Source organism: Vreelandella sp. GE22 (assembly GCF_968212445.1).
Window position 1 is genome coordinate 2,863,275 of sequence record NZ_OZ309110.1, and the last position, 22,505, is coordinate 2,885,779.

The 22,505-nt window shown below is 62.4% G+C and carries 20 protein-coding genes and 3 tRNA genes; 3 read left to right on the forward strand and 20 right to left on the reverse strand.

The genetic code is table 11. The features are described 5' to 3' along the window. The 13 genes from ACWHRL_RS13370 to ccmA all read right to left on the reverse strand — a co-directional run bounded on the left by ACWHRL_RS13370 (position 1) and on the right by ccmA (position 15,320). A complete protein-coding gene (locus ACWHRL_RS13370; protein ID WP_447529625.1) occupies positions 1-276 on the reverse strand; it encodes a YheU family protein in 276 nt (91 codons plus the stop codon). Beyond that, on the reverse strand, positions 273-2,309 hold the full coding sequence (gene ligA, locus ACWHRL_RS13375; protein ID WP_447894048.1) for an NAD-dependent DNA ligase LigA: 2,037 nt from the start codon (positions 2,307-2,309) through the stop codon (positions 273-275). Before ligA ends, ACWHRL_RS13370 begins: the two co-directional genes overlap by 4 nt. Positions 2,310-2,429: 120 nt before the next feature. Continuing rightward, a complete protein-coding gene (gene zipA / locus ACWHRL_RS13380; RefSeq protein WP_447896179.1) occupies positions 2,430-4,214 on the reverse strand; it encodes a cell division protein ZipA in 1,785 nt (594 codons plus the stop codon). 882 nt (positions 4,215-5,096) lie between these two features. After that, positions 5,097-8,588, reverse strand: coding sequence for a chromosome segregation protein SMC (gene smc / locus ACWHRL_RS13385; protein WP_447894049.1), 3,492 nt, complete (start codon positions 8,586-8,588; stop codon positions 5,097-5,099). Positions 8,589-8,624: 36 nt separating this feature from the next. Next, entirely contained in the window at positions 8,625-9,524 is a 900-nt protein-coding gene (gene ccmI / locus ACWHRL_RS13390; RefSeq protein ID WP_447894050.1) for a c-type cytochrome biogenesis protein CcmI, read from the reverse strand. Beyond that, entirely contained in the window at positions 9,521-9,985 is a 465-nt protein-coding gene (locus tag ACWHRL_RS13395; protein ID WP_447529629.1) for a cytochrome c-type biogenesis protein, read from the reverse strand. Before ACWHRL_RS13395 ends, ccmI begins: the two co-directional genes overlap by 4 nt. Further along, positions 9,976-10,503 (reverse strand): DsbE family thiol:disulfide interchange protein, encoded by a 528-nt coding sequence (locus tag ACWHRL_RS13400; protein ID WP_447896180.1) that lies wholly within the window; start codon positions 10,501-10,503, stop codon positions 9,976-9,978. Before ACWHRL_RS13400 ends, ACWHRL_RS13395 begins: the two co-directional genes overlap by 10 nt. Then, a complete protein-coding gene (locus ACWHRL_RS13405) occupies positions 10,497-12,488 on the reverse strand; it encodes a heme lyase CcmF/NrfE family subunit (RefSeq protein WP_447894051.1) in 1,992 nt (663 codons plus the stop codon). The genes ACWHRL_RS13400 and ACWHRL_RS13405 overlap by 7 nt, the downstream gene beginning before the upstream one ends. A gap of 3 nt (positions 12,489-12,491) precedes the next feature. Continuing rightward, complete coding sequence (ccmE, locus tag ACWHRL_RS13410; RefSeq protein WP_447894052.1) at positions 12,492-13,001, reverse strand: cytochrome c maturation protein CcmE; 510 nt, start codon at positions 12,999-13,001, stop codon at positions 12,492-12,494. Continuing rightward, the gene (ccmD, locus tag ACWHRL_RS13415) at positions 12,991-13,221 is read right to left on the reverse strand and encodes a heme exporter protein CcmD (protein ID WP_447894053.1); all 231 of its coding nucleotides are present in this window, start codon (positions 13,219-13,221) and stop codon (positions 12,991-12,993) included. The genes ccmE and ccmD overlap by 11 nt, the downstream gene beginning before the upstream one ends. After that, positions 13,218-13,958: a heme ABC transporter permease gene (locus ACWHRL_RS13420; protein ID WP_447894054.1), complete on the reverse strand. Its 741-nt coding sequence runs from the start codon at positions 13,956-13,958 to the stop codon at positions 13,218-13,220. The genes ccmD and ACWHRL_RS13420 overlap by 4 nt, the downstream gene beginning before the upstream one ends. A gap of 11 nt (positions 13,959-13,969) precedes the next feature. Further along, the gene (gene ccmB / locus ACWHRL_RS13425) at positions 13,970-14,689 is read right to left on the reverse strand and encodes a heme exporter protein CcmB (RefSeq protein WP_447894055.1); all 720 of its coding nucleotides are present in this window, start codon (positions 14,687-14,689) and stop codon (positions 13,970-13,972) included. After that, the gene (gene ccmA / locus ACWHRL_RS13430) at positions 14,676-15,320 is read right to left on the reverse strand and encodes a cytochrome c biogenesis heme-transporting ATPase CcmA (RefSeq protein ID WP_447894056.1); all 645 of its coding nucleotides are present in this window, start codon (positions 15,318-15,320) and stop codon (positions 14,676-14,678) included. Before ccmA ends, ccmB begins: the two co-directional genes overlap by 14 nt. 279 nt (positions 15,321-15,599) lie before the next feature. Here ccmA and ACWHRL_RS13435 point away from each other — a divergent pair, with 279 nt between their 5' ends. Both ACWHRL_RS13435 and ACWHRL_RS13440 read left to right on the forward strand, forming a co-directional pair. After that, complete coding sequence (locus ACWHRL_RS13435) at positions 15,600-16,001, forward strand: LexA family protein (protein ID WP_447894057.1); 402 nt, start codon at positions 15,600-15,602, stop codon at positions 15,999-16,001. Between the two features lie 19 nt (positions 16,002-16,020). After that, positions 16,021-16,638, forward strand: coding sequence for an IMPACT family protein (locus ACWHRL_RS13440; protein ID WP_447894058.1), 618 nt, complete (start codon positions 16,021-16,023; stop codon positions 16,636-16,638). Between the two features lie 193 nt (positions 16,639-16,831). On the opposite strand, the gene ACWHRL_RS13445 is transcribed toward ACWHRL_RS13440, so the two are convergent. From ACWHRL_RS13445 to ACWHRL_RS13455, 3 genes are all read right to left on the reverse strand, one after another. Further along, entirely contained in the window at positions 16,832-18,151 is a 1,320-nt protein-coding gene (locus ACWHRL_RS13445) for a sodium ion-translocating decarboxylase subunit beta (RefSeq protein ID WP_447529637.1), read from the reverse strand. 12 nt (positions 18,152-18,163) lie between these two features. Then, positions 18,164-19,987 (reverse strand): sodium-extruding oxaloacetate decarboxylase subunit alpha, encoded by a 1,824-nt coding sequence (oadA, locus tag ACWHRL_RS13450; protein ID WP_447894059.1) that lies wholly within the window; start codon positions 19,985-19,987, stop codon positions 18,164-18,166. Between the two features lie 89 nt (positions 19,988-20,076). Next, complete coding sequence (locus ACWHRL_RS13455; protein ID WP_447894060.1) at positions 20,077-20,334, reverse strand: OadG family protein; 258 nt, start codon at positions 20,332-20,334, stop codon at positions 20,077-20,079. A gap of 126 nt (positions 20,335-20,460) precedes the next feature. Between ACWHRL_RS13455 and ACWHRL_RS13460 the strand changes: the two genes are divergently transcribed. Further along, a complete protein-coding gene (locus ACWHRL_RS13460) occupies positions 20,461-21,465 on the forward strand; it encodes a tRNA dihydrouridine synthase (RefSeq protein WP_447894061.1) in 1,005 nt (334 codons plus the stop codon). A gap of 210 nt (positions 21,466-21,675) precedes the next feature. Here ACWHRL_RS13460 and ACWHRL_RS13465 read toward each other — a convergent pair. The 4 genes from ACWHRL_RS13465 to csrA form a co-directional block, all read right to left on the reverse strand. Next, positions 21,676-21,752 (reverse strand) — tRNA-Arg (locus ACWHRL_RS13465). 103 nt (positions 21,753-21,855) lie between these two features. Beyond that, positions 21,856-21,932, reverse strand: a tRNA-Arg gene (locus ACWHRL_RS13470). Between the two features lie 50 nt (positions 21,933-21,982). After that, positions 21,983-22,075: transfer RNA gene (locus tag ACWHRL_RS13475), tRNA-Ser, on the reverse strand. A gap of 125 nt (positions 22,076-22,200) precedes the next feature. After that, positions 22,201-22,389 carry a carbon storage regulator CsrA gene (csrA, locus tag ACWHRL_RS13480; protein ID WP_252106858.1) on the reverse strand — a complete coding sequence of 63 codons (189 nt, stop codon included), beginning with the start codon at positions 22,387-22,389 and terminating at the stop codon, positions 22,201-22,203. Positions 22,390-22,505: the final 116 nt, after the last annotated feature.

The following is a 22,505-nucleotide window of genomic DNA, read 5'->3' on the forward strand; positions in this document are numbered from 1 at the left end:
TTAGTAGTCGCCCTCTTCTTCGTCATCGGCGATATCGCGCCCGAAGGCGCGCCACTGGGCAAGCGTCATGACCTCGGTCTGCTCGAGTTCGATATCGTGGGCGATCAAGAGCTCGCCGCGCTCGAGCTGGCGCTTGAGCTCGATGACCCAGCCGTGCATGCCTTCACCGCTGGTGTCGGTGGTGTCGTAGCCCTGGCGGGTCACGAACGCCTGGAGCAGCGCGTCGAGGGTCTCCGGCGGTAGCATCCGTGCGGGTACTTCGATAAATCGGCTCATGACGTTTGCTCCCACTCGGCAAGTCGTTGAATAAAGGCGTCCTCACTGAGTACGTCCACCTCCAGCTCCTGGGCTTTGGCAAGCTTGCTGCCCGCCGCCTCGCCGGCGACCACGCCGGTGGTCTTTTTGGACACGCTACCCGCGACCTTGGCGCCCAGCGCTTGAAGGCGTGCCTTGCCCTCGTCGCGGGTCATGGTTTCCAAACTGCCGGTCAATACCCAGGTCTGGCCTTCGAGCGGCCTGGGGCCCTGGGTGACTTCCACCTCTTGCCAGGTAACGCCCACCCGGATCAAATCGGCGATGGTGTTCTGGTTATGCGGCTGCTTGAAAAACGTATGTACGTGGGCGGCGACGATCGGGCCGATATCGTTGACCGCCTCGAGCGCGGCCTGCTCGGCGCCCTGCAGCGCCTGTAGAGTGCCGAAGTGGCTCGCCAGGTTGGCGGCGGTGGCCTCGCCCACCTCGCGAATACCGAGGGCATAGATAAAGCGCGCAAAGGTGGTGCTTTTAGCCTTTTCGAGCGACTCCACCAGGTTTTCCGAGGACTTTTGCGCCATGCGCGGCAGCGTTGCCAGCCGCTCGACGCCGATTTCGAAAAGGTTCGCGGGGGTCTGCACCCAGTCGCGCTCGACCAGTTGGTCGATGATTTTCAAGCCCAGGCCGTCGATATCCAGCGCCTTGCGGCTGGCGAAGTGCTTGAGCGCCTCCTTGCGCTGGGCGGGGCAAAAGAGCCCGCCGGAGCAGCGCGCGACCGCCTCGCCCTCGACGCGCTCGATTTGTGAGCTGCATACCGGGCAGGCGTCGGGAAACACGATCGCTTTCGCCGAGGTCGGGCGCTTGTCGGTATCCACCCGAACCACTTGGGGGATGACATCGCCGGCCCGGCGAATCGCCACGGTGTCGCCGATCATGACGCCCAGCCGAGTGATTTCATCGGCGTTGTGAAGCGTCGCGTTGGAGACCGTCACGCCGGCCACCGTGACCGGCTCGAGCCGCGCAACCGGCGTAATGGCGCCGGTGCGCCCGACCTGGAACTCGACGTCGTTGAGGGTCGTGATCTCCTCCTGAGCCGGAAACTTGAACGCCACCGCCCAGCGCGGGGCGCGGGCCACGAAGCCAAGCTCACGCTGGGCGCGCAGATCGTTGACCTTGATCACGACGCCGTCGATATCAAACCCCAGGGTCAGGCGCTTCTCGCCGAGCCGTTCGCAGTAGTCGGCGACCGCTTGGGGCCCCTTGAGCGTGGCAAGCTCCGCGCTCGAGCGAAACCCGAGCGTTTTCAGCCGCTCCATCAGCGCGCTGTGGGTGGTATCGCCGCTATCCGGCTCTAACCTGGCCACCTGATAGCCGTGAAACTCCAGCGGGCGCTTGGCGGTAATCCGTGGGTCGAGCTGACGAAGACTACCGGCAGCGGCGTTGCGCGGGTTGGCGAATACGCGGCTCTCTTCTTCCCGGGCGCGCTCGTTGAGCGCCTCGAAGCCTTTGTGTTGCATGATGACTTCGCCACGTACTTCCAAAAGCTCGGGCACATTATCGCCGCGCAGTCTGAGCGGCACCGAGCGCAGCGTGCGCAAATTCGACGTTATACCTTCGCCGGTGCGCCCGTCGCCCCGGGTGGCGCCGCTTACCAATACGCCCTGCTCATAGACCAGCGACACCGCCGCGCCGTCGAGCTTGGGCTCGCAACTGAACTCGAGCTCGTCAGGGGTTCGCTCCAAACGCTCGGCCACGCGCTCGGCGAAAGCAACGACGTCGTCGCGATTGAACGCGTTGTCCAGCGAGAGCATCGGTAGCGCGTGGGTCACCGCGGGAAAGCCCTCCGCCGGGGCAGCGCCAACGCGCTGGGTGGGCGAATCGACCGTCACCAGTTCCGGGTAGTCCGCTTCGATGTTTTTGAGCGCCTGGAGCTTGCGGTCGTAGTCGGCATCGGTCAGTGCGGGCTCGTCAAGCACGTAGTAGCGGTGGTTGGCATCGTCGAGCTCGGCGCGCAGCGCGGCGATTTCCTCACGCACCTGGGGGGAAGGCTGGCTCATGCAATAGGGTTCCGTAAAACAGTACGTAGTGGCGCTATCCTAAAGCCTGGCGGCGTTAGGCTCTAGTAACAAAAACACCCGCCTGGCGAGGCGGGTGTTTTGAGACACTTAAAAAGCCGATTAGCGGGCGGTGTGGCGCTGCAGGCGGTGGCGGCGCTCGAACTCATGCACGCGCTGGCGAGCAAACTCGATGGTTTGCGCCGTCATGACGCTGTGGTTTTCGTCCTTGAGCTCGCCGCCCATGTGACGTACGACCACCATGGCGGTCTCGACCATCGCTTCGAACGCAGCGGAGCTATCGAGCGCCCCGGGTAGCGGCATCAAAAACGAAATACCCGGCGTGGCGAACTCGTCCATCTCTTCGATGGGGAAGGTGCCGGGTTTGACCACGTTCACCATGGAGAACTGCAGCTCGCTATCGGGGCTTTCGGTTTCGAAGCGATGGAAAACGCCCATTTCGCGGCTAAACCGCAATCCGCAGGCCATCATCAGTTCCAAAAGCTTGCCGCCGTCAAAGCCCTCTTCGTCCCGCGAGAGCACGCTGATCACCACCATTTCCGAGGCGTCGGTCAGCGTCTCTTTGGCGCGCGCGCCCGATACGTCGTGGCGCAGCGCTTTTTCGAGCGCCGGATGGGGGCGTACGACGTTTTCGTCAAAAGCCGGTGCATCGTAGGCCTCATCGAACGCCGCCTCGTCTTCGTCGAAGCGCGCGTCTCTCGCGCTTTGGCCGCGCAGCGCGCCCATCGAAGGCTCGGCGCTATAAAGCTCGTCGTCGTTGTACTGCGCCGTTGCGTGGGCGGCCTCGGTTTCGCGGGCCCGGGCGTGCTCCTGGGCAATACGCGCTTTTTCGGCTTCGGCGGCTTCCCGGGCCTCGCGGCGCTGCTCGGCTTCCAGCGCCTTACGCTCGGCTTTCTGCTTGGCAAGCGCCTTGACGCGTTCGGCTTTTTCCGCCTTTTTACGGGCGCGCTCCTGACGACGCTCGATCAAGCGACGCTTGAAGGAGCGGCCCATGCCCTCGAAATCGACCAGACGGTACTCGTCTATGGCGTCGTCATCGAGTTCACCGGCGGTGTTGGAGCGCAGCTGGCGCCGTTGACGTGACTCGCTGGTTTTGGCAAAGGCGGCGTCTTCGGGCTCGGCGCGCAGCACGGGCTCGTCGGTCGCGGTATCGGCTTTTTCGCTCTCATTAGGCGCTGCGGCTTCCACCGGCTCAGTGCCAACCGCCTGAGTAGAAAAAGCAGGTTCGGAGGGCGCCACGCCAGGCGAGTGCGGCGTATCGAGGGGTGTTTGCGATGTGGAGGCTGCGCCGCTGGTGGGCTCGGCCGCCGAGGGCGCTTCACTTAAAGGCGCTTCATCGGCAAAAAGGCTCGGCTCGCGACGCTCTTCAACGGGGGCGTGTTTAACAGGGCTTTGATCAGCGGAGCGCTCGCTCGGGCTCGCCGCGCGGGTTGGTTCGGCGGTACTGGCCGGGGCGCTCGCTTTAGGGGCAGCGCGGGAAGCGTCGGGGCTTTCTTCATCACGCTCGCTGAAACCGCCCTGATAGGCGAAGCGCTGGCTAGTTGCCGCGCTTTTAGAGCGGGACGCCACTTTGGAAAACGAACGCTTGAAATCGGAGAGTACCCTGGAGGGCCCGGGATGGTCCTGACGCTCGAGCTTGGGCTTTTTACCCAAACCGCTGTAGTCGGCGGGCTTGACGACCCGGGCACCGCCGTTGGGCAGCTCCCAGCTTAGCTCGGCCTCTTTGGCCTCGTCATCGAGCTCGTTCACCGATGCCTTGGGCAGGTTATCGACCGCCTGGTCAAGACGCGGTACCCGACGCTGACGCTGGAGCCTTCGCACTCCATCGACCACGATAAGCGACACCAACGCCAATCCTAGAATGATTAACCACTCTCTTAATTCCATGTCGAGCATTCCACGGGTCATTTTAACCGATTTAAGGCGCTACCCCTGATGATAGCCGCGTCCATCCAAACGCTATATTTACCACCAGGCATAGTGCGTCTGCTACAAAAAAGGGCAACCTGCTGCTCTATCTAATAAAGCTTACCCCGCTACTCGCCAGCCATCGACGTAGCAAGCCCCGCTTTTCGACAAGCCCAACGGCCAAAAGTGCCATCCTGGCGCTTGATTGGGTCGGCCACCTTCGTGCAACAACGCCCTTTTACTTTTACTTTTACTTCAGCGCTTCTTTATTCATGGCTAACGCCCTAGGCTAGCAATGAAGTAAAGTTCGCCGAAAAGCTTACTAGTGCGCCAATTGTAGAAGCATTAACGCTAGATGACAAAATCTTACAACCATATTCGATCATTAAACAAGCACAACTAAGCATTATCGCAACAAGTGTTCGTTAGTTCTTGCGAGTTTGAACACACAACACTCTTCGATTCCTACTATGGCCATTAATGTTTTTACTATATATATTTCCAGTAGTAATGCGCTCACCGTAGTCGTAACGGTATCCAATAACCCGTTTGCAATCCCCTGTTATCAAAGACTTTCGACTGCGCCTTCGCGACTTTGACAGGTGAACTTGGCCGGCTCAAAACCCACCGGTCAGCTGCTTATGAAGTGTCGCGCTGAAACGAATAGCAAGAGGCGGCGATTAATCGATCACCGGCAAGCGTTGTAGCCCCTTTTGCGCCGGACTGCTGACAAAAGAGCGCCCATTCCACGCTTGGCTAACACTTATTCGAACCCGGGGATGAATAGAGCACTTATCATCGCCGGGCTAAAATCATGAACAAAGCGTAATAGCCGGCAACGGTCGATCTCGTATTAACGGGTCAGTCGACTAGCGCGGTGGCCTCTTCGATACCCACGGACACAAGCCGCGAAACGCCAGGCTCCTGCATGGTCACGCCCATCAGGCGTTCGGCGGCCTCCATGGCGATCTTGTTGTGGGTGATGTAGATAAACTGCACGCTCTCGGACATCTCCTTGACGAGCTTTGCGTAGCGGCCGACGTTGGCGTCGTCCAGCGGCGCGTCGACTTCGTCGAGCATACAAAACGGCGCCGGGTTGAGCTGGAAGATCGCAAACACCAGCGACAGCGCCGTTAGCGCCTTCTCCCCCCCGGAAAGCAGGTGAATGGTGCTGTTCTTTTTACCCGGCGGGCGCGCCATGATGGCCACGCCGGTTTCCAGCAGGTCGTCGCCGGTCAGCGTTAGCCACGCCGCGCCGCCGCCGAATACCCGCGGGAAAAGCGCCTGCAGCCCGGCGTTGACCTGATCGAAGGTTTCGCGAAAACGCACCCGTGTCTCCTGATCGATACGCTTGATCGCCCGCTCCAGGGTTTCCAGCGCCTCGGTAAGCTCAGCATGCTGCGCCTCTAAATAGTCGCGCCGCTCGGCCTGCTGGTCGTACTCCTCGATCGCGGCGAGGTTGATCGCGCCAAGACGGCGTATCTTCTCCGTCGTGCCTTCCAACAGCGACTGCCAGCGCGACTCCTCGGCATCATCGGCAAGCCCGGCGGCCAGCGCCTCGGCGTCGTGTCCAAGCTCGGCCAGTGCCTCATCCTGGGTGGTGGCCTTGAGCGCCAGCGCTTGAACCTCCATACGCAGGGTTTGCAGCTGCTCCCGGCTTTGCTCGAGGGTGCGCTCGTGATTTTGCCGAGCGAGCTCGTCGTTTTTGAGCTGCTCGGAGATCACCTGGGCTTGCTCTCGGGTTTCGCTCAGCCGTGCCTGGCGCTGTTCGCGCTCGTGGAGAAGCTCCTCGAGCTCTTCGGCGGCCAACTCATCGGGCTCCAAAAGCGTTTCACGCGCCTCTTCGAGCTCTTCGATGCGTAGCTTCAAGCGCTCTTCGCTTTCGCTCGATCGGCTCTGCTGGGCGCGCAGGCTATCGCGCTCGGTGTTGAGCCGCTCGCGCTCCAACGCCAGCGCCTGCTGGCTCGCCTTGAGCGGCGCTTGCTCCCGGGTCAGGCGATCAGACTCTTCGCGGGCGCGGGTACGCTGCTCGACGCTCTCTTCCCGGGCGGTGGCCGCCTCCTCCAGGCGCGTCATCGCTTCACCCCAGCGCTCGCGCTGCTCCTCGAGGGTCAAGGCAAGGCTCTCCTCGTCCTCTCTTAGCGTGGCAAGCTCCTCGTCGATCTCCGCGGCGCGGCCCTGCAGGTGCTCCAGACGCTGGGCCAGGCGCTGCTCCTTCACCGCCAGTTGCTGGCGAAGGCTGCCGTGCTCGCGCTCCTCTTCGCCACGCTGCTCGCGCTCGCTCTCGAGCGATTCAAGCGTTCGAGCCAGCGTCTCGCAACGCTCGTCGAGTTCCGCCAGCGCCTGCTCGACGGCCTCGCGCTGCTGGCTTAGCTCGTCAAAGCGTCGCCGGGTCATCAACAGCGCATCGACGCCTTCACCGCTGGCCTTTTGATGCAGCCAGCCGCGCCCGCACCAAAGGCCCGAACGGCTAACCACGCTCTCGCCAGGGGCGAGGTGCGCCACTTGTGCCTGGGCCTGGTCGTCGCTCTCGACAAAGTGAATGCGCGACAGCCACTCCCCCAGCGCTCCGGCGCCGCTGACCAGGCAGTCGAGCCGGGCGTCGCTCGCCGCGGCGCTCGCCTCGCTTTGAATCAAACACCAGTCGGTGGCCAGCGCCTCGGGCAGCGCCTTGAGCGTAGCGCCACTGACCATGCGGGCATTGAGCCAGGGCGCGAGCAGCCAGGACACCACCGGCTCCCAACCAGGCGAGGCGCTGAGCGTCTCGCCGAGGCGCGGGGCGTTTTCGAGCCCCAGGGCTTCGAGGTGGGTGTGTAGATCCGGGTCGTGGTCGGCAAGCGCTGCGTCGATCAACGCCTTGAGCGAGGCGAGCTCGCCCTGGCACTGGCTGAGCTCGCCGCGCTTTTCTTCGCGCACGCTCAGAGCACTCTGATGGGCGGTACGCGCCTCGCTGTAGCGGGCCTGGCGCTGTTCGCGTTCGGTTTGAAAGTGTTCGGCGCGACGCTCGGCCTCCTGCAGCTCGGCCAGGCTCTGGGCATGTTCTTTTTGCAGCGAAGCGGTGTCGTCGAGCTCACCGCGCTGCTGCTCGCGGCGGGCTCGTTCGGCCTGCTGGCGCTTGATACGCTGTTCCAGATCGACGATCTGGTCCTGGCAGCGCTCGGCGTCGCGGCTGACGTCGCGCCAGCGCGCATCGATATCGGCAAAACGCTGCTCGGCGGCCTCGAGCGCCGGGGCGGCCTGCGCCAGCGTCTCTTCGAGCACTTCGAGCTGCTCCTGTTGAGCTTCGAGCTCGGGCAGTAATATCTCCCAGCGCGCCTCGATCTCGGCCAAACGGGTCTGGTCGCCTTCACTGACCCGGCGCTGCTCGTCAAGGTCGCGCCGGGCGGTGTCGATGTCGTTTGCCAGCTGGCTTTCGCGGCTCTTGCGGTGGGCCTGATCCTGCTCGAGGCGCGCAATGCGCGTAGTGGTTTCGAAAAACTGCTGCTGATGACGCTCGAGTACCTCAGAGAGCTCATCGTGCTGAGCGCGGGCCTGCTCGAGGCGGGTTTCGCAGGCGCGCACGCCGAAAACGTCTTTTTCGACGCTGATTTCGAGCTCGCGCACCCGGCTCTCCTGACGGGTCTGCTCAGCGCGCAAGGCGCGGCCGCGAATCAGCGCAAGCTCGCCCTTGAGCTGGTACTCCTGGGCTTTCAAGGTCTGGTAGCGCTTGGCGGACTCGGCCTGGCGCTTCAAGCGTTCGAGCTGCTTGTCGAGCTCTTCGCGGATATCGTCGAGGCGCTCCAGGTTCTCCTGGGTGCGGCGCATGCGGTTTTCGGTCTCGCGACGGCGCTCCTTGTATTTGGAGATCCCCGCCGCTTCTTCCAGGGTCGCGCGCAGGTCGTCCGGGCGCGCCTCGATCAGCCGCGAGATCATACCCTGGCCGATCAGCGCGTAGGAGCGCGGGCCAAGGCCGGTGCCCATGAAGAGATCCGCGATATCCCGGCGGCGACACTTTTGGCCGTTGAAAAAGTAGTTGGACTGGCCGTCCCGGGTAACCAAACGCTTGACAACGATTTCCGCGTACTGGGCGTAGGCGCCGCCCATGCCACCGTCGCGGTTATCGAATTTTAATTCGATCGCCGCCTGACCGACCGGCTTGCGCCCGGTGGAGCCGTTGAAGATAACGTCCGCCATCGACTCGCCGCGCAGCGTCTTGGCCGAGGACTCGCCCATCACCCAGCGCACCGCATCGATGATATTGGATTTGCCGCAGCCGTTGGGCCCGACGATCGCGGTCATGTTGCCATCGAAGGGCACCGTAATGGGGTCGACGAAGGACTTGAACCCGGTAAGGCGTATGGACGTTAAGCGCATTGCGGCTCTTTATAAAGCAGATAAAAATCGAGCGGGCTATTCAAACACACCGTCGGTCGAAACGTTAGCGCTATCCGCGTCCTCCAGCCGGGCGTTTGCCGTGCGAATCCCCTCACGAAGCGCCTCCACCGTGGCGCTGTCCTCCAGACTCGCCAACGCCCGGCGCCAGCGGTCGATAGCGAGCGCGTAGTCGCCTTCGTCGAAGGCGTGAACGCCGAGAAGGCTCAGCACCTTGGGCTGGCGCGGGTCGACTTCCAGGGCTTCGTCGGCCAGCGCCCGAACATTTGGGGTGAGCCTGCGCCCGGCCATGAAAAAGCGAAGCTCGGCGAGCTCGCCCAAAAGCGCCGGGGCGCGTCCGTCGACCTCGATGAGCCGGGTAAGCGCCTCATCCGCTTTTTCGAGCTCGCCGCTTTGGCGGTAAAAGCTAAACAGCATGCCCCACACGTTGGCATTTTCAGGCTGGCGTTCGGCTTCGCCCTTCAAACGCTCGAGATAGCGCTCCATGGAGGGGTTGGGGTCGTTTTCCACCGACTGTTGCAGCGCGTAGAGGGCAAGATCGCCCTCGGCGCCGTTTTGTTGGTAGATAAAAACCCCCGCCGCCAGTGCCGCTACCACCACCATGGGAATGGCCAAGCGCCCCGCCCCCGGGCCCTTGAGCGCGCGCCGGGGCGTAGCAGCGGTGTCGTCGAGCAGGCTGCGCTCGAGCTCGAGTTTGGCCTCGTCAAAGCGCGCCTGGTCGATGTCGCCATTCGCCTGCGCATTTTCGAGCGAGGCGAGGCGGCGTTTGAAAATGGCCACGTTCTGCTGGTTGGCGCCGTCGGCTTCCTCGAAGCGGCGCTGGGCCTCATGGAGCGCCTGGGCTCGCCAAAGCGGGGCGAGTAGCAGCCAAAGCGCGGGGAGTGCGGCGAGCGCAATCGCAATCCAAAGCGGCGTCATGGTGACCTCTCGCGGTTGATCAAGGTGTCCAGGCGTTCGCGCTCCGCCGCGCTCAGCGCCTGGCTCGAGGCCTGGCGCCGGGCGCGCACGATCAACGCCAGAATCACCATCGCCAGCAGCACCAGCGCAATGGGCACGCCCCAAAGCAAATAGGTGCGGTTTTCCAGACGCGGGTTATAAAGAATGTACTCGCCGAAGCGGGCCACCATATGGTTGACGATTTCGCTGTCCGACTGGCCCTGGTGGAGAAGCTCGAACACGCGCTGGCGCATGTCCGCGGCAATCGGCGCGTTGGAGTCGTCGATCGCCTGGTTTTCGCACAGTGGGCAGCGCATGGAGGCGGTCAGGTCGGCATAACGCTGCGCGAGCACCGGGTCGTCGAACTCGCGCACCTCGATAGCGGCCAGCACTAAAGGGCTCACCAGTAACAGCATTAGAACGAAAAGAGACCTCAACGCCATTTCTCGACCTCCGGTAGAATGCGCGCATCGACATCGTCGGGGCCGATGTAGCCCTTGTGGTGATAACGGATCACGCCGTCGCGATCGACCAGAAAGGTTTCCGGGGCACCATAAACGCCAAGGTCGAATCCCAAACGGCCCTCCGGGTCGAAAATGTTAACCTCGAAAGGGTCGCCGTACTCGCTCAAAAACTGCCCACCCTTTTCCCGGGTGTCGCGGTAGTTCACGCCGACCATGCGAATGCCATGCTCGGCGAGCGTCAAGAGCTGCGGCATCTCCTGTTTACAGGCCGGACACCACTCCCCCCAGACGTTGACCAGCGTGAGCTTGCCGCGCAAAAGCGATTCATCCACCTGGAATTCTGGGTCGCGCAGCGTGCTCGCTTCAAACGCGGGGAACGCCCGGGCCATCAGCGCCGAGTCGCGCTGGGAGGGGTCGCGGGAAAGGCCCTGGTAGAAGAAAAGCGCAATGCCGACAAAACCAAGCGGTAACAGCAGCAACAGCCAGCGTCTCATGATAGCGCCTCCACAGGGGTTTCGAGGGCGCGGGGGCGCGCTTTAGAGCGCCGATAGCGTTTGTCGATCACCGCCAGCACCGCCCCCGCCGCCATTAACAGCGCCCCCAGCCAAAGCCAACGTACGAAGGGCTTGTACTGAATGCGCATGGCGTAGCTGCCGTCCTCCAGGTCCTCGCCCATCGCCACGTAAAGGTCGCGAAAGAGCCCCGGGCGCAGCGCGACCTGGGTCATCGGCATGCGGGTGGCCAGGTAAAGGCGCTTCTCCGGTTGCATCTTGAACGCCCGGCCGTCGTCCCCCTTGCGCACCTCGATCACCGCGGTATCGGCCAGAAAATTCGCCCCGCGCCGGCTGATCAGTTCCTGCATGGTGAACTGATAACCCGCCACCTCGACCGTGGTATCCGGCGCCATGCGCACGTTACGCTCGATGTTGTAGTTCGAGACCACCGTGACGCCGATGATCGTGACCGCCATGCCGACGTGGCCCAGCACCATGCCCCAGTAGGCAAGCGAGAGTTTGCCAAGCCCGCGGGTGACCGAACTTGCCCGGCGGCAGGTATCGAAGACATCCCGGGCCAGCGGCAGCACGATCCAGAGCGCGGCCAAAAGCCCCAAGCTCACCCACAGATTCCACTCGCCCGCGTACAAAAGCGGCGCCACCGCGCTGATGACCAGTGCGGCCAGCCCCGACAGCCAAAGCTTTGCCTTGAGCTCCCCCGCGCCCATGTGCTTCCAGCGCGCCAGCGGGCCAAGGCCCATGAACAGACACAGCAAAACGGTCAGCGGCACGAACAGCGCGTTGAAATACGGCGGGCCCACGCTGATTTTACCCAAATTCAGCGAGTCGAGAATCAAGGGGTAAACGGTCCCGAGCAGCACGGTGACGGTCATGATCACCAGCAGCAAATTGTTGACCAGCAACAGCGAATCCCGGGATAGCCAGCCAAAGCCGACCTGGTGGCTGACCCGCGGGGCGCGCAGCGCAAACAGTAAAAGCGACAGCGTCACCGTCACGCTCAGAAGCACCAGGATGAAAAATCCGCGGGCCGGGTCGTTGGCGAAGGCGTGCACCGAGGTCAGCACGCCGGAGCGCACCAAAAACGTGCCCATCAGCGAGAGCGAAAAAGTGGTGATGGCCAAAAGCACCGTCCAGCTTTTGAACGATCCCCGCTTTTCGGTCACGGCCAGGGAGTGCAAAAGCGCGGTGCCGGTCAGCCAGGGCAAAAGCGAGGCGTTCTCGACCGGGTCCCAGAACCACCAGCCGCCCCAGCCAAGCTCGTAGTAAGCCCACCAGCTGCCCAGCGCAATGCCGACCGTCAAAAACGCCCAGGCGATATTCGCCCAGGGCCGTGCCCAACGGGTCCAGGCCGCGTCCAGCCGCCCGCCGATCAGCGCGGCGATGGCGAAGGCGAAGACCACCGAAAAGCCGACGTAGCCCATGTAGAGCATGGGCGGGTGGATCACCAGGCCGAAATCCTGCAAGAGCGGGTTCAGATCGGCGCCGTCGCTTGGCATATTGAGCAACAGCCGCTCGAAAGGGTTGGAGGTGAGCAGGATAAAGGCCAAAAAGCCGACGCTGATCATGCCCATCACGCTCTGCACCCGGGCGGCCATATCCCGGGGCAGCGGCTTCGAAAAGTGGGAAGCGGCAAAGCCCCAGCCGGCCAGCATCAAGCTCCAAAGCAGCACCGAGCCTTCGTGATTACCCCAAACGGCGCTGGCCTTGTAGTACCAGGGCAGCATCGAGTTGGAGTTGTTGGCCACGTTGGCCACGCTGAAGTCGTCGAGCAGGTAGCTTGCACTCAGGCAGACGTAGGCAAGACCCACGAACAGAAACTGCCCCGCCGCCATGGGGCCACCATAGGCCATCCAGAGCGGGCGGCGGGTTAGCGTGCCCGCCAGTGGCAGCGTGGCCTGAACCAGCGCCAGCATCAGCGCCAGAATCAGCGCGAAATGGCCCACTTCGGGAATCATCTTTACCCACATACGTTAATTCCCGTCCGTTTGAGGGCGGCCCGGCCCTTCCAACTGTTTGACGACCCGTTCGGCCTTTTGCTGATAGTCCGCCGGTGAGTAGCCCGCCTCCTCAAGCGCCTGGGCGACCTCTGGCGGCATGTAGTTTTCGTCGTGACGCGCCAGCACCTTGTCCGCTCTCAGGCGTCCGTCGGACTGCAACTCGCCGACCACCACCACGCCCTGGCCTTCGCGAAACAAATCCGGGAGGATACCGCTGTAGTAAACGCTCACCTCGTCCACGTAGTCGGTGACCACGAAGGCGACGTCCAGACTTTGCGGGTCGCGTGCGACGGAACCCGCCTTGACCAGCCCGCCGGCGCGGATCTGGCGCTCCAGTGGCGCTTGGCCCTGGGCGATTTGCACCGGACTGAAGAACAAATTGATGTTGGCGCGCAGCGCAAAGAGGGTCAGCCCCACGGCCACGCCCGCCAGCGCCACCACGCCAATGAGCGCGAAAAGCCGCTGCTTGCGTTTAGGCGTCATCATTACCCCCTGGGTGTGAAGAAGAGCGTGGGCCGTTTTGCGCGCGGGCCCGCTCGCGGCGGGCGCGACGCCTCACCGCTTTGACCAGCCCGCGGCGCTCCAGGCGCGCCTGCAAAAGGCACAGTAATAGCAGCAAGGTAGTGACGCCCCAGGCCGACCAAACGTAAACGCCGTGGCCGCCCATCGCGAAAAATTCCGTCAGCGAGGTGAACGCCATCATGTATCTCCGCTTAGGAGCGCGCGAACCCAGCGCTTGTCGCCTTCCCGGCGCAGAATTTCGCTGCGCGTGCGCGCAAGCGTAATCGCGGCGAAAAAGCTATAAAACCCGACCAGCATGACGAGCAGCGGCAGCCACATGGCCGCCGGCATCGCCGGGCGCGAGGTCAACGTAAAGGTGGCGGACTGGTGCAGGGTGTACCACCACTCGACCGAGTACTTGATGATCGGGATATTGATCACTCCGACCATGGCGAGGAGCGCCGCGGCCCGGGCGCCGCTATCCCGGCGATTGAACGCACCGCGCAGGGCGATCACGCCCAGGTACAAAAAAAGCAGAATCAGCATCGAGGTCAGCCGCGCGTCCCACTCCCACCAGGTCCCCCAGGTAGGCACGCCCCACACCGCGCCGGAAAAAAGCGCCGTAAACGTCATGGCCGCGCCGAACGGTGCCATCACCTTGGCGGCCATGTCGGCCACTTTGATCTTCCACACCATGAACACCAGGCTTGCCAGCGCCATGGAAACGAACACCGACTGGGCCAGCAGCGCAGCGGGCACGTGAACGTAAATGATGCGAAAGCTCTCGCCCTGCTGGTAGTCCGCTGGCGCCACCGCCAACCCCCATACGGCCCCGACCATCAGGCAGGCGGCGGCCAGCGCCCAGCACCAGGGCTCGAGCCGGGTGCTCAAGCTATAAAACCACTTGGGTGAACCAAACTTATGAATGAAAGCCCACATGGCGCGCATCCTTAGCCGTTGATACTGATACGAAGCGAGGCGGCAATCGCCGACGGCGCCAGTAAAAGCGCCACCGCCAGCAGCGCCCCTAACATGGCAAGCTGTGGCGCGGCGCTTTCGAGCGCAATGGCGGTCTGCACCGCGCCTGCCCCAAACACCAGCACCGGAATATAAAGCGGCAGAATCAAAAGCGAGGTCAGCACGCCGCCCCGTGCCAGGCCCACCGTTAGCGCGGCGCCAATCGCGCCCACAAGGCTCAACGTAGCGCTGCCCAGCAGTAGTGAAAGCGCCAGCACCGCATAGCTTCCCGCCGGAAGTGCCAGCATCGCGCCCAGCACCGGCGCCATGAGTGCAAGCGGCAGCCCCGTTAAAAGCCAGTGTACGGCCACCTTGGCCACCACCTGCGCCAGTAGCGGCTGCGGGGCAATCAGCAGTTGCTCGAGGCTGCCATCCTCGAAATCGCTGCGAAAAAGCGTATCAAGCGAGAGTAACGCCGCCAACAGCGCCGCTACCCACAAAAGCCCGGGGGCTATCACCGATAAAAGCGCGGGGTCCGGCGAAATACCGATTGGGAACAGCGTGATCACCAGCGCGTAAAACACCAGTGGATTGAGCGCCTCGCCGCGACGGCGAAAGGCCAGAGTGAGATCCCGCGTAAGCGTCGCCTTGAACGCCCGAAAAGCGCCGCCGGGGGCGGTTCGAAGTAACGTCTTTTGATCAGCCGGCGTCACTGTCCACCCTCTCGCCAAGCGTCATACGCCGCACCCGGGTCTGTTCCCCCAGGGCGTGGTGGGTCGTGATCACCACGCTGCCGCCTTCGTCCGCGTGGGCCCAAAGTGTTTGCTCCAGCGCCTTTACCCCTTCCCGGTCGATCGCGGTGAACGGCTCATCGAGTATCCAAAGCGCCCGGGGTGTCAGATTCAGTCGGGCAAGCGCTACGCGCCGCCCTTGGCCTGCGGACAGCTGCCCCACCGGCACGTCTTCGAATCCGGCCAGGCCGATGTCTCCCAGCGCGCGCTCGCAGGCCGCCTCGCTTACCGGCCCGCCATCCAACGCCTGGTACCAGGCAAGGTTTTCCAACGGCGTCAGCCCCGCTTTGACGCCCGGCGCGTGGCCCAGATACACCAGATTGGCGAGAAAATCATCGCGGCATTTGGCCAAGGGCTTTCCGTTGAAATAGAGCCCGCCCTCGTAATCGTTGAGCTGGCCCGCCAGTATCTTTAAAAGCGTGGTTTTGCCGCTGCCGTTGGGGCCTTCGACACGCAGAAGCTCACCTGCGTTGATCTCGACATCGAGCCCCTTGAATAGAAAGCGGTCATCGCGCTCGCAGGCAAGCTTTCGGGCTTGAAGGCGCAGGCTCAAAGCGGTCTCCCAAGGCGTGGATATCGCGCGCACTCTACACAAAAAGGCATTTTTGCGCCAGCGTAGCGCCGCCCCGGGCATCACACCTCTTTACTAAAGCCCACAGCCACGGGGCTTTGCCAAAAAAGAGAGCGCGATACGACACAGAAGTGTTCATACAGGGCTAGCACTGTATGCAAAAACAGGTTTATACTCCAACCACTGTATGAAAAGACATGCACCCGCGTCGCTTTTCACTTGTTCACGCCCAGGGAGCGGGCGATTGCTGGAGAGAAACAAATGATCGCATCACGACCGCTTGAGACCTCGAACGCTCTGCGCCCCAAAGCCCCGAGCACCAGAGAGTACGCTACGCCCCGCGCCGCCAGCACCGAGCGCGACGTGACCCGGCGCAACACCTATGCGCTGCGCGTTCGCGGCAATCGCATGCAGCAGTACAACCTGTTCGACGGCGACGTGATCGTGATCCACCGCCACCAGCGCGGCCCGCACCGGGAAACCGCCACGGCCACCATCAACCAGCACGAAGTGGTGCTCAAGGAGCTCTCGATCAACAGGCTTGGCGTGCATCTGTGCCCCGAGGACCAGGCGATGCCGGCGGTTTTCCTGCATAATGGCGATATCCAGGTGCTGGGCATGGTAATGGGCAAAAGCCCCGCCGCTGCCGAGAAGCGCCACTAATCGCCTTCAGGAGCCCCGTTTGCGCTACCGAGCCCCGAACCTTTCCCCGGACACGCACTTCGAGGCCGAGATCGTCGTCGAAAAAAGCCAGTTCATCACCTGGCTTTGCCACGCCCCGACGCCGGATGCGTTCGAAGCGCTTCTAAAAGCCGCCCGCGCTGCCCACCCTGGTGCCAGTCACCACTGCACTGCCTTCATTGCCGGCCCGCCGGGTGAGCAAACCGCGATTGGTTTCTCTGATGACGGCGAACCCGGCGGCACCGCAGGCCGGCCGATGTACCAGGCGCTTCAGGGAAGTGCTCTGGGCGAGGTCGGTTGCGTGGTGATCCGCTACTTTGGCGGCACAAAGCTCGGCACCGGCGGGCTCGCCCGCGCCTACGCCCAGGCCGTAAACAAGGCGCTCGAAACCCTACCCACCCGGGAAATCGTCGAGCGTGAACACTACCTTTTGAAAGTCGCTTTCGCCCAGGAGGCCCTGGCCCGCGCCTATTTCGAAGAGCAGCGCGCGCCGATTGCCGCCGCCGACTACGACGGCCAGGGCGTCACGCTCACCGTGGCCTGGCCCAAAGACGAGGCCGCGGACTTCACGACGCTTGAGAACCGGCTTAAAAGCACGCTGGATATTCAAAAGCGTTAAAGCTGAATGGGCCAGCAGGTGGGCTGGTCTCGAGCAGCCCTACGCGAGGGCGCTGTAAATACCTCCTTGTACGCTACTTTCGCCATCCCTGGCGAAAGACCCTCGCTACGGGCTACTCGAGACCGTGGAAATTTCAGACACCGACAAACCAAAACGCCCCGCTCATGCGGGGCGTTTTGATTACTAACAGCGCCTACCCCAAATACTTGATCATCACCCCGGCGGCCACCGCCGAGCCGATCACGCCGGCCACGTTCGGCCCCATGGCGTGCATCAAGAGGAAGTTGTGCGGATTGGACTCGAGTCCCACCCGGTTGGCCACCCGCGCCGCCATCGGCACCGCGGAGACCCCGGCGGCGCCAATCAGCGGGTTGATCGGCATTTTGCTGACCAGGTTCATCAGCTTGGCCATCAATACCCCCGCGGCGGTGCCGATCCCGAAGGCCACGATGCCAAGGCCCAGAATGCCCAGCGTCTCGAAGGCCAGAAAGCTTTCGGCCATCAGCTTGGAGCCCACCGAGAGCCCTAGCACGATGGTGACGATATTGATCAAGGCGTTCTGGGCGGTATCCGCCAGGCGCTCGACCACGCCGCACTCGCGCATCAGGTTACCAAAGCAGAACATGCCCAAAAGCGGCGCGGCGTCCGGCAGGAACAGCGCCACCAAAATCAACAGCATGAGCGGAAACACGATCTTCTCGAGTTTCGACACCGGGCGCAGCTGCGTCATGGTGATCTTGCGCTCTTTATCGGTGGTCAGAAGACGCATGATCGGCGGCTGGATCAACGGTACCAGCGCCATGTAGGCGTAGGCCGCCACGGCAATCGCGCCCAATAATTCGGGTGCCAGCACACTCGAGACGTAGATCGAGGTCGGCCCGTCCGCCCCGCCGATGATCCCGATCGCCGCCGCCTGATTGAGCGAGAAGTCCATCACCCCCATCGAGGTGAGCAGAACCGCCCCAAAGAGCGTGGCGAAGATGCCGAATTGCGCCGCCGCGCCCAGAAACAGCGTGCGCGGGTTGGCAAGCAAAGGGCCGAAATCGGTCATTGCGCCCACGCCCATGAAGATGACCAGCGGCGCGATGCCCGAGCCAATGGCCACGCTGTAGAAATTATACAGCACGCCATTGCTGTAACCCGCCCCCACGGCGATATCGCGGGCGGCACGCATCTGCTCTGGCGCGGCGTTATGCGCAACCGCTTTGAGCGCTTCCCGCCAGGCCTCCGCCCCGGCAACCGGGTCGAGCGCCACGCCAAGTGCCGCACCGATTTGCTGCAAAATCGCCGGGCGCGCTACTTCGATCGCCTGGTCGAGCGCAGAGATCGCAAGGCCCGCCTCGGGGATATTGGCCAAAATGCCGCCAAAGCCGATTGGCACCAGCAAAAGCGGCTCGAACTTCTTGTAGATGGCGAGATACAACAGCACCAGCGCCACCAGGATCATGACGGCCTGGCCGAGCGCGAGGTTATAAAGCCCCGAGCCCTCCCATAGGGTGATTAATTTATCCATTACCGTATGCCCTTAAAGCTCGACCAGGGAGTCACCAACGGCGACGCTATCGCCCTCGCTCACGTTGACACTGGACACCGTGCCGGCGCTTTGGGCGCGCACTTCGGTCTCCATCTTCATGGCTTCGAGAATCACCACCACGTCGCCTTCCGCGACCTGGTCGCCCACCTTCACGTTGACCTTGAAGATGTTACCCGCAAGCGGCGCATCGATCCCCTCGCCGCTGGGCGCGGCGGGTTGGCTGGCAGGCTGCTCGGCTGGCGCGCCGCTGGCTGGCGTTTCGCTGACCTGGCTGATATCGCCACCTTCGGCGACCTCGACCACGTAGGCCTTGCCGTTGAGCTTGACGGTGTAGGTCTCGGGCCCTTGGGCGGGGGCGGCTTTGGCCGGCGCTTTGGTTTTTTCTTCGCTTACGGCCACGCTTTGCGGGTCGGCCTGGGGCGCGGGCTCGAAGACGCCCGGGTTGTCGCGGTTTTTCAAAAACTTGAGGCCGATCTGCGGGAACAGCGCATAGGTCAACACGTCGTCGATACGCGACTCACCTTCGGCCAAGCGGATGTTCTCGGCCTGGGCTTTTTCTTCAAGCTCACTGGCCAAGCGCTCCATCTCCGGGGCGAGGTTGTCCGCCGGACGGCAGGTGATCGGCTCACCGCCGTCCAACACGCGCTCTTGCAGCTCCGAGCTAAACGGCGCGGGGGCAGCACCGTACTCGCCTTTAAGTAGCGCCTGCACCTCTTTGGAGATCGACTTGTAGCGCTCCCCCATCATCACGTTCATCACCGCCTGGGTGCCCACGATCTGCGAGGTCGGGGTGACCAGCGGAATGAAACCGAGATCTTCACGCACCCGCGGAATTTCGCTGAGCACGTCGTCGAGCTTGTCGCCGGCGCCCTGCTCTTTTAGCTGGCCTTCCATATTGGTCAGCATACCGCCGGGCACCTGGGCGACCAGAATCCGCGAGTCGATCCCCCGGAGCGAGCCCTCGAACGCCGCGTACTTTTTGCGCACCTGACGGAAATAGCCCGCGATATCCTCGAGCGCTTCCAGATCCAGGCCCGTGTCGCGGTCGGTATCCTTGAGCATGGCGACCACGGACTCCGTCGGACTATGGCCATAAGTCATCGACATCGACGAGATCGCGGTGTCGACGTTATCCACGCCCGCTTCGACCGCCTTCAAAATGGTCGACGTCGAAAGCCCGGTGGTCGCGTGGCAGTGCAAATGCACAGGGATCGAGAGCCTCTTTTTGAGTCGCGTGACCAAATCAAAAGCAGTATAGGGCGTCAAAAGCCCGGCCATGTCCTTGATCGCCAGCGAGTCGGCACCCATGTCCGCGATGGTGCTGGCAAGCTCGACCCAACTGTCCAGAGTGTGTACCGGGCTCACCGTGTAGGAGATGGTACCCTGGGCGTGGCCGCCGACCTGGCGCACGGCCTTGATCGCGCGCTCCAGGTTGCGCGGGTCATTCATCGCATCGAAAACGCGAAACACGTCGACGCCGTTAGTTTTGGCCCGCTCGACGAATTTGTCGACCACGTCATCGGCGTAGTGGCGATAGCCCAGCAGGTTCTGGCCGCGCAACAGCATTGCCTGAGGCGTGTTGGGCATCGCCTCTTTCAGCGCGCGAATGCGCTCCCAGGGGTCTTCCCCCAGGTAGCGGATACACGAATCAAACGTCGCCCCACCCCAGGTTTCGAGCGACCAGAAGCCGATGTTGTCGAGTTTTTCGGCGATAGGGAGCATGTCGTCCAGGCGCAGGCGGGTAGCGAACAGCGACTGGTGGGCATCGCGAAGGACGACATCGGTAACCCCTAGAGGGCGTTTGTTCTCGTTCATGCTCTATATCTCAAAAAAGGGTGTTGTGTTAGTAAACTTAACAAAATACAGCGCTGCGCTTTTGTAAAGTTCGCTAGGGTTTCCTGTCGTTACCGGGTACTTGATGTGCGGTAACGATGCACGGCAGCCGAGATAACGGCCAGGGTTTCGTCATCCTGACCCGCAGGCTCCGGTGGGGCCGCGCGCCCGGCGGGTTGGGTGGCGGCTTGCGGGGCGGGCTGAAAGCGCCGTATGAGCGCCGACATCAGCGTGACGCTGATCACCAGGATGGTAAGAAAAACAAAGACGAACCCCATCCCCATCGCCATTAGGGCCAGCCCTTCCTGGAGCAATTCTCCTTCTTGCATACTTCCCCCGCCTGGTCATGTCATTGAGTGGCACACCAAACGCCTCTAAAGGCGCTTGGCGCAGTGAGGACAATCCTCTAACCTGCCACATTCAGAATAGAATGCAATGACGCTAAAGTGGAAGCCATGGTTGTTAATTTACTACAAAAGGGGGAGATCGGCCTGGCGCCGATGGAAGGTGTGATCGACGCCCTCACCCGCGATCTACTGACGCGTCAGCCCGGTTTCGACTGGACGGTCACCGAGTTTGTCCGCGTGGTGGATGCCCGCCTGCCTCCCCGTGTGTTTTACAAGCACTGCCCCGAACTCGAGCTCGAGCACGTGGCCACGCCCAGCGGCGTGCCGGTCCATCTGCAGCTTTTGGGATCCAGCCCCGAGGCGCTGGCCGAAAACGCGCGCCAGGCGGCTTCCTTGGGCGCAGTAAGCGTGGATCTGAACTTTGGCTGCCCGGCCAAACTGGTCAACCGCCACGATGGCGGTGCCTCGCTATTGCGCCGCCCCGAGCGCGTCTACCAGGCCGTCGATGCGGTCTACCAGGCGCTCGAAGGGCAAATACCGGTGACGGCGAAGATTCGTCTGGGCTTTTCGGACCGGCGTCTGGCCGTTGCCTGCGGCCAGGCCGCCGAGGCAGGTGGGGCCTCGCGGCTGGTCGTACACGGGCGCACCCGCGACGAAGGCTATCGCCCACCGGCCCACTGGGAATGGATTGGCAAAATTCGCGCACGCCTTGGCATCCCCGTCGTTGCCAACGGCGATATCTGGACGCTGGAGGATTACTGGAAAGCGCGCACACTCTCGGGCTGCCAGGATGTGATGCTGGGACGCAGCGCCCTGGCGGACCCCTGGCTTGCGCCGCGCATTCGCCACTGGCTCGACACCGGCGAGCGCCTGGGCGAGACAACCTGGGCGATGCGCGCCGGGGTCATTGCCGACTACGCCAGGCGCCAGCGCGAAGCGCTACCGGACCGTGTGGTCGTGTCGCTGGTCAAGCAGTGGCTTGCCCAAATGCGCCAGTCAAACCATGAGGCCAATCAGCACTTCCAGCGCTTAAAGCGGGTGACCGACCTCGACACGCTCTTGCGCGAGCTCGTCCCGGCGACGCCACAACCCATCACCACCACCCCCGCCTAACCCAAAAGCGCCCGGCCAAAAAAAACGCCTGACCACGTAAAGTGGCAGGCGTTTTAAACGACCGCAGAGAGCGCGAGCCGCCCTCCTGCGTCAGGTTCCATCCTTTTGAACCGACTCGATATCCGGCGCCTAAGCAGCCGCCTTACGCGTACTGACTCAGGGCACCAACGCAGAAAACCCGCCTTTGAAAAGGCGGGTTTTCCTGGAATCTGGCGCGCCCGGGAGGATTCGAACCTCCGACCCTCTGATTCGTAGTCAGATACTCTATCCAGCTGAGCTACGGGCGCTTGATCGTCGTTAATCGACGAAAAACAGTGTAACATCAATCACTTGGCAACGAAAGGCTTGTTAGATCAGACATTGAACTAAAAGCACTGAAGGCTTACAAGATGGCGCGCCCGGGAGGATTCGAACCTCCGACCCTCTGATTCGTAGTCAGATACTCTATCCAGCTGAGCTACGGGCGCTTATCTTAAAGCAACTGCTCTTCAAGCAATCATGTTACGGGTTATGCGGTTGGCGGAGAGAGAGGGATTCGAACCCTCGATAGGGCTATAAACCCTATACTCCCTTAGCAGGGGAGCGCCTTCAGCCACTCGGCCACCTCTCCTCAACGGCACGGCGCGAATATTACCGATAATACTGAGGCTTGTCCAGACTTAAGCAGAAATTTTTTCGCGCCGGCTTTGGGTTAGCGCTTAAACGCCCTTTAGTGGACGTGGTATAAGGCGCCATTTATTCGGGTTCGCTTTCAGTATCGCGCTCGCGCTGGATTCGCTGGTAAATCTCTTCACGATGTACGGCGACATCCTTGGGGGCGTTAACACCAATTCTGACTTGATTACCTTTTACACCTAACACTGTGACGGTGATCTCATCACCTATCATCAGTGTCTCGCCTACGCGGCGCGTTAGGATGAGCATGGCTGATCTCCTTCTCAGACGTTTGTACAACGGTTCGTGTCCGCCAGAGGCGTCAACGCCGCCATTATGCGGCAAAGCGGCACCAGTCACCAACGACTGATGCCTCTGGCTCCATG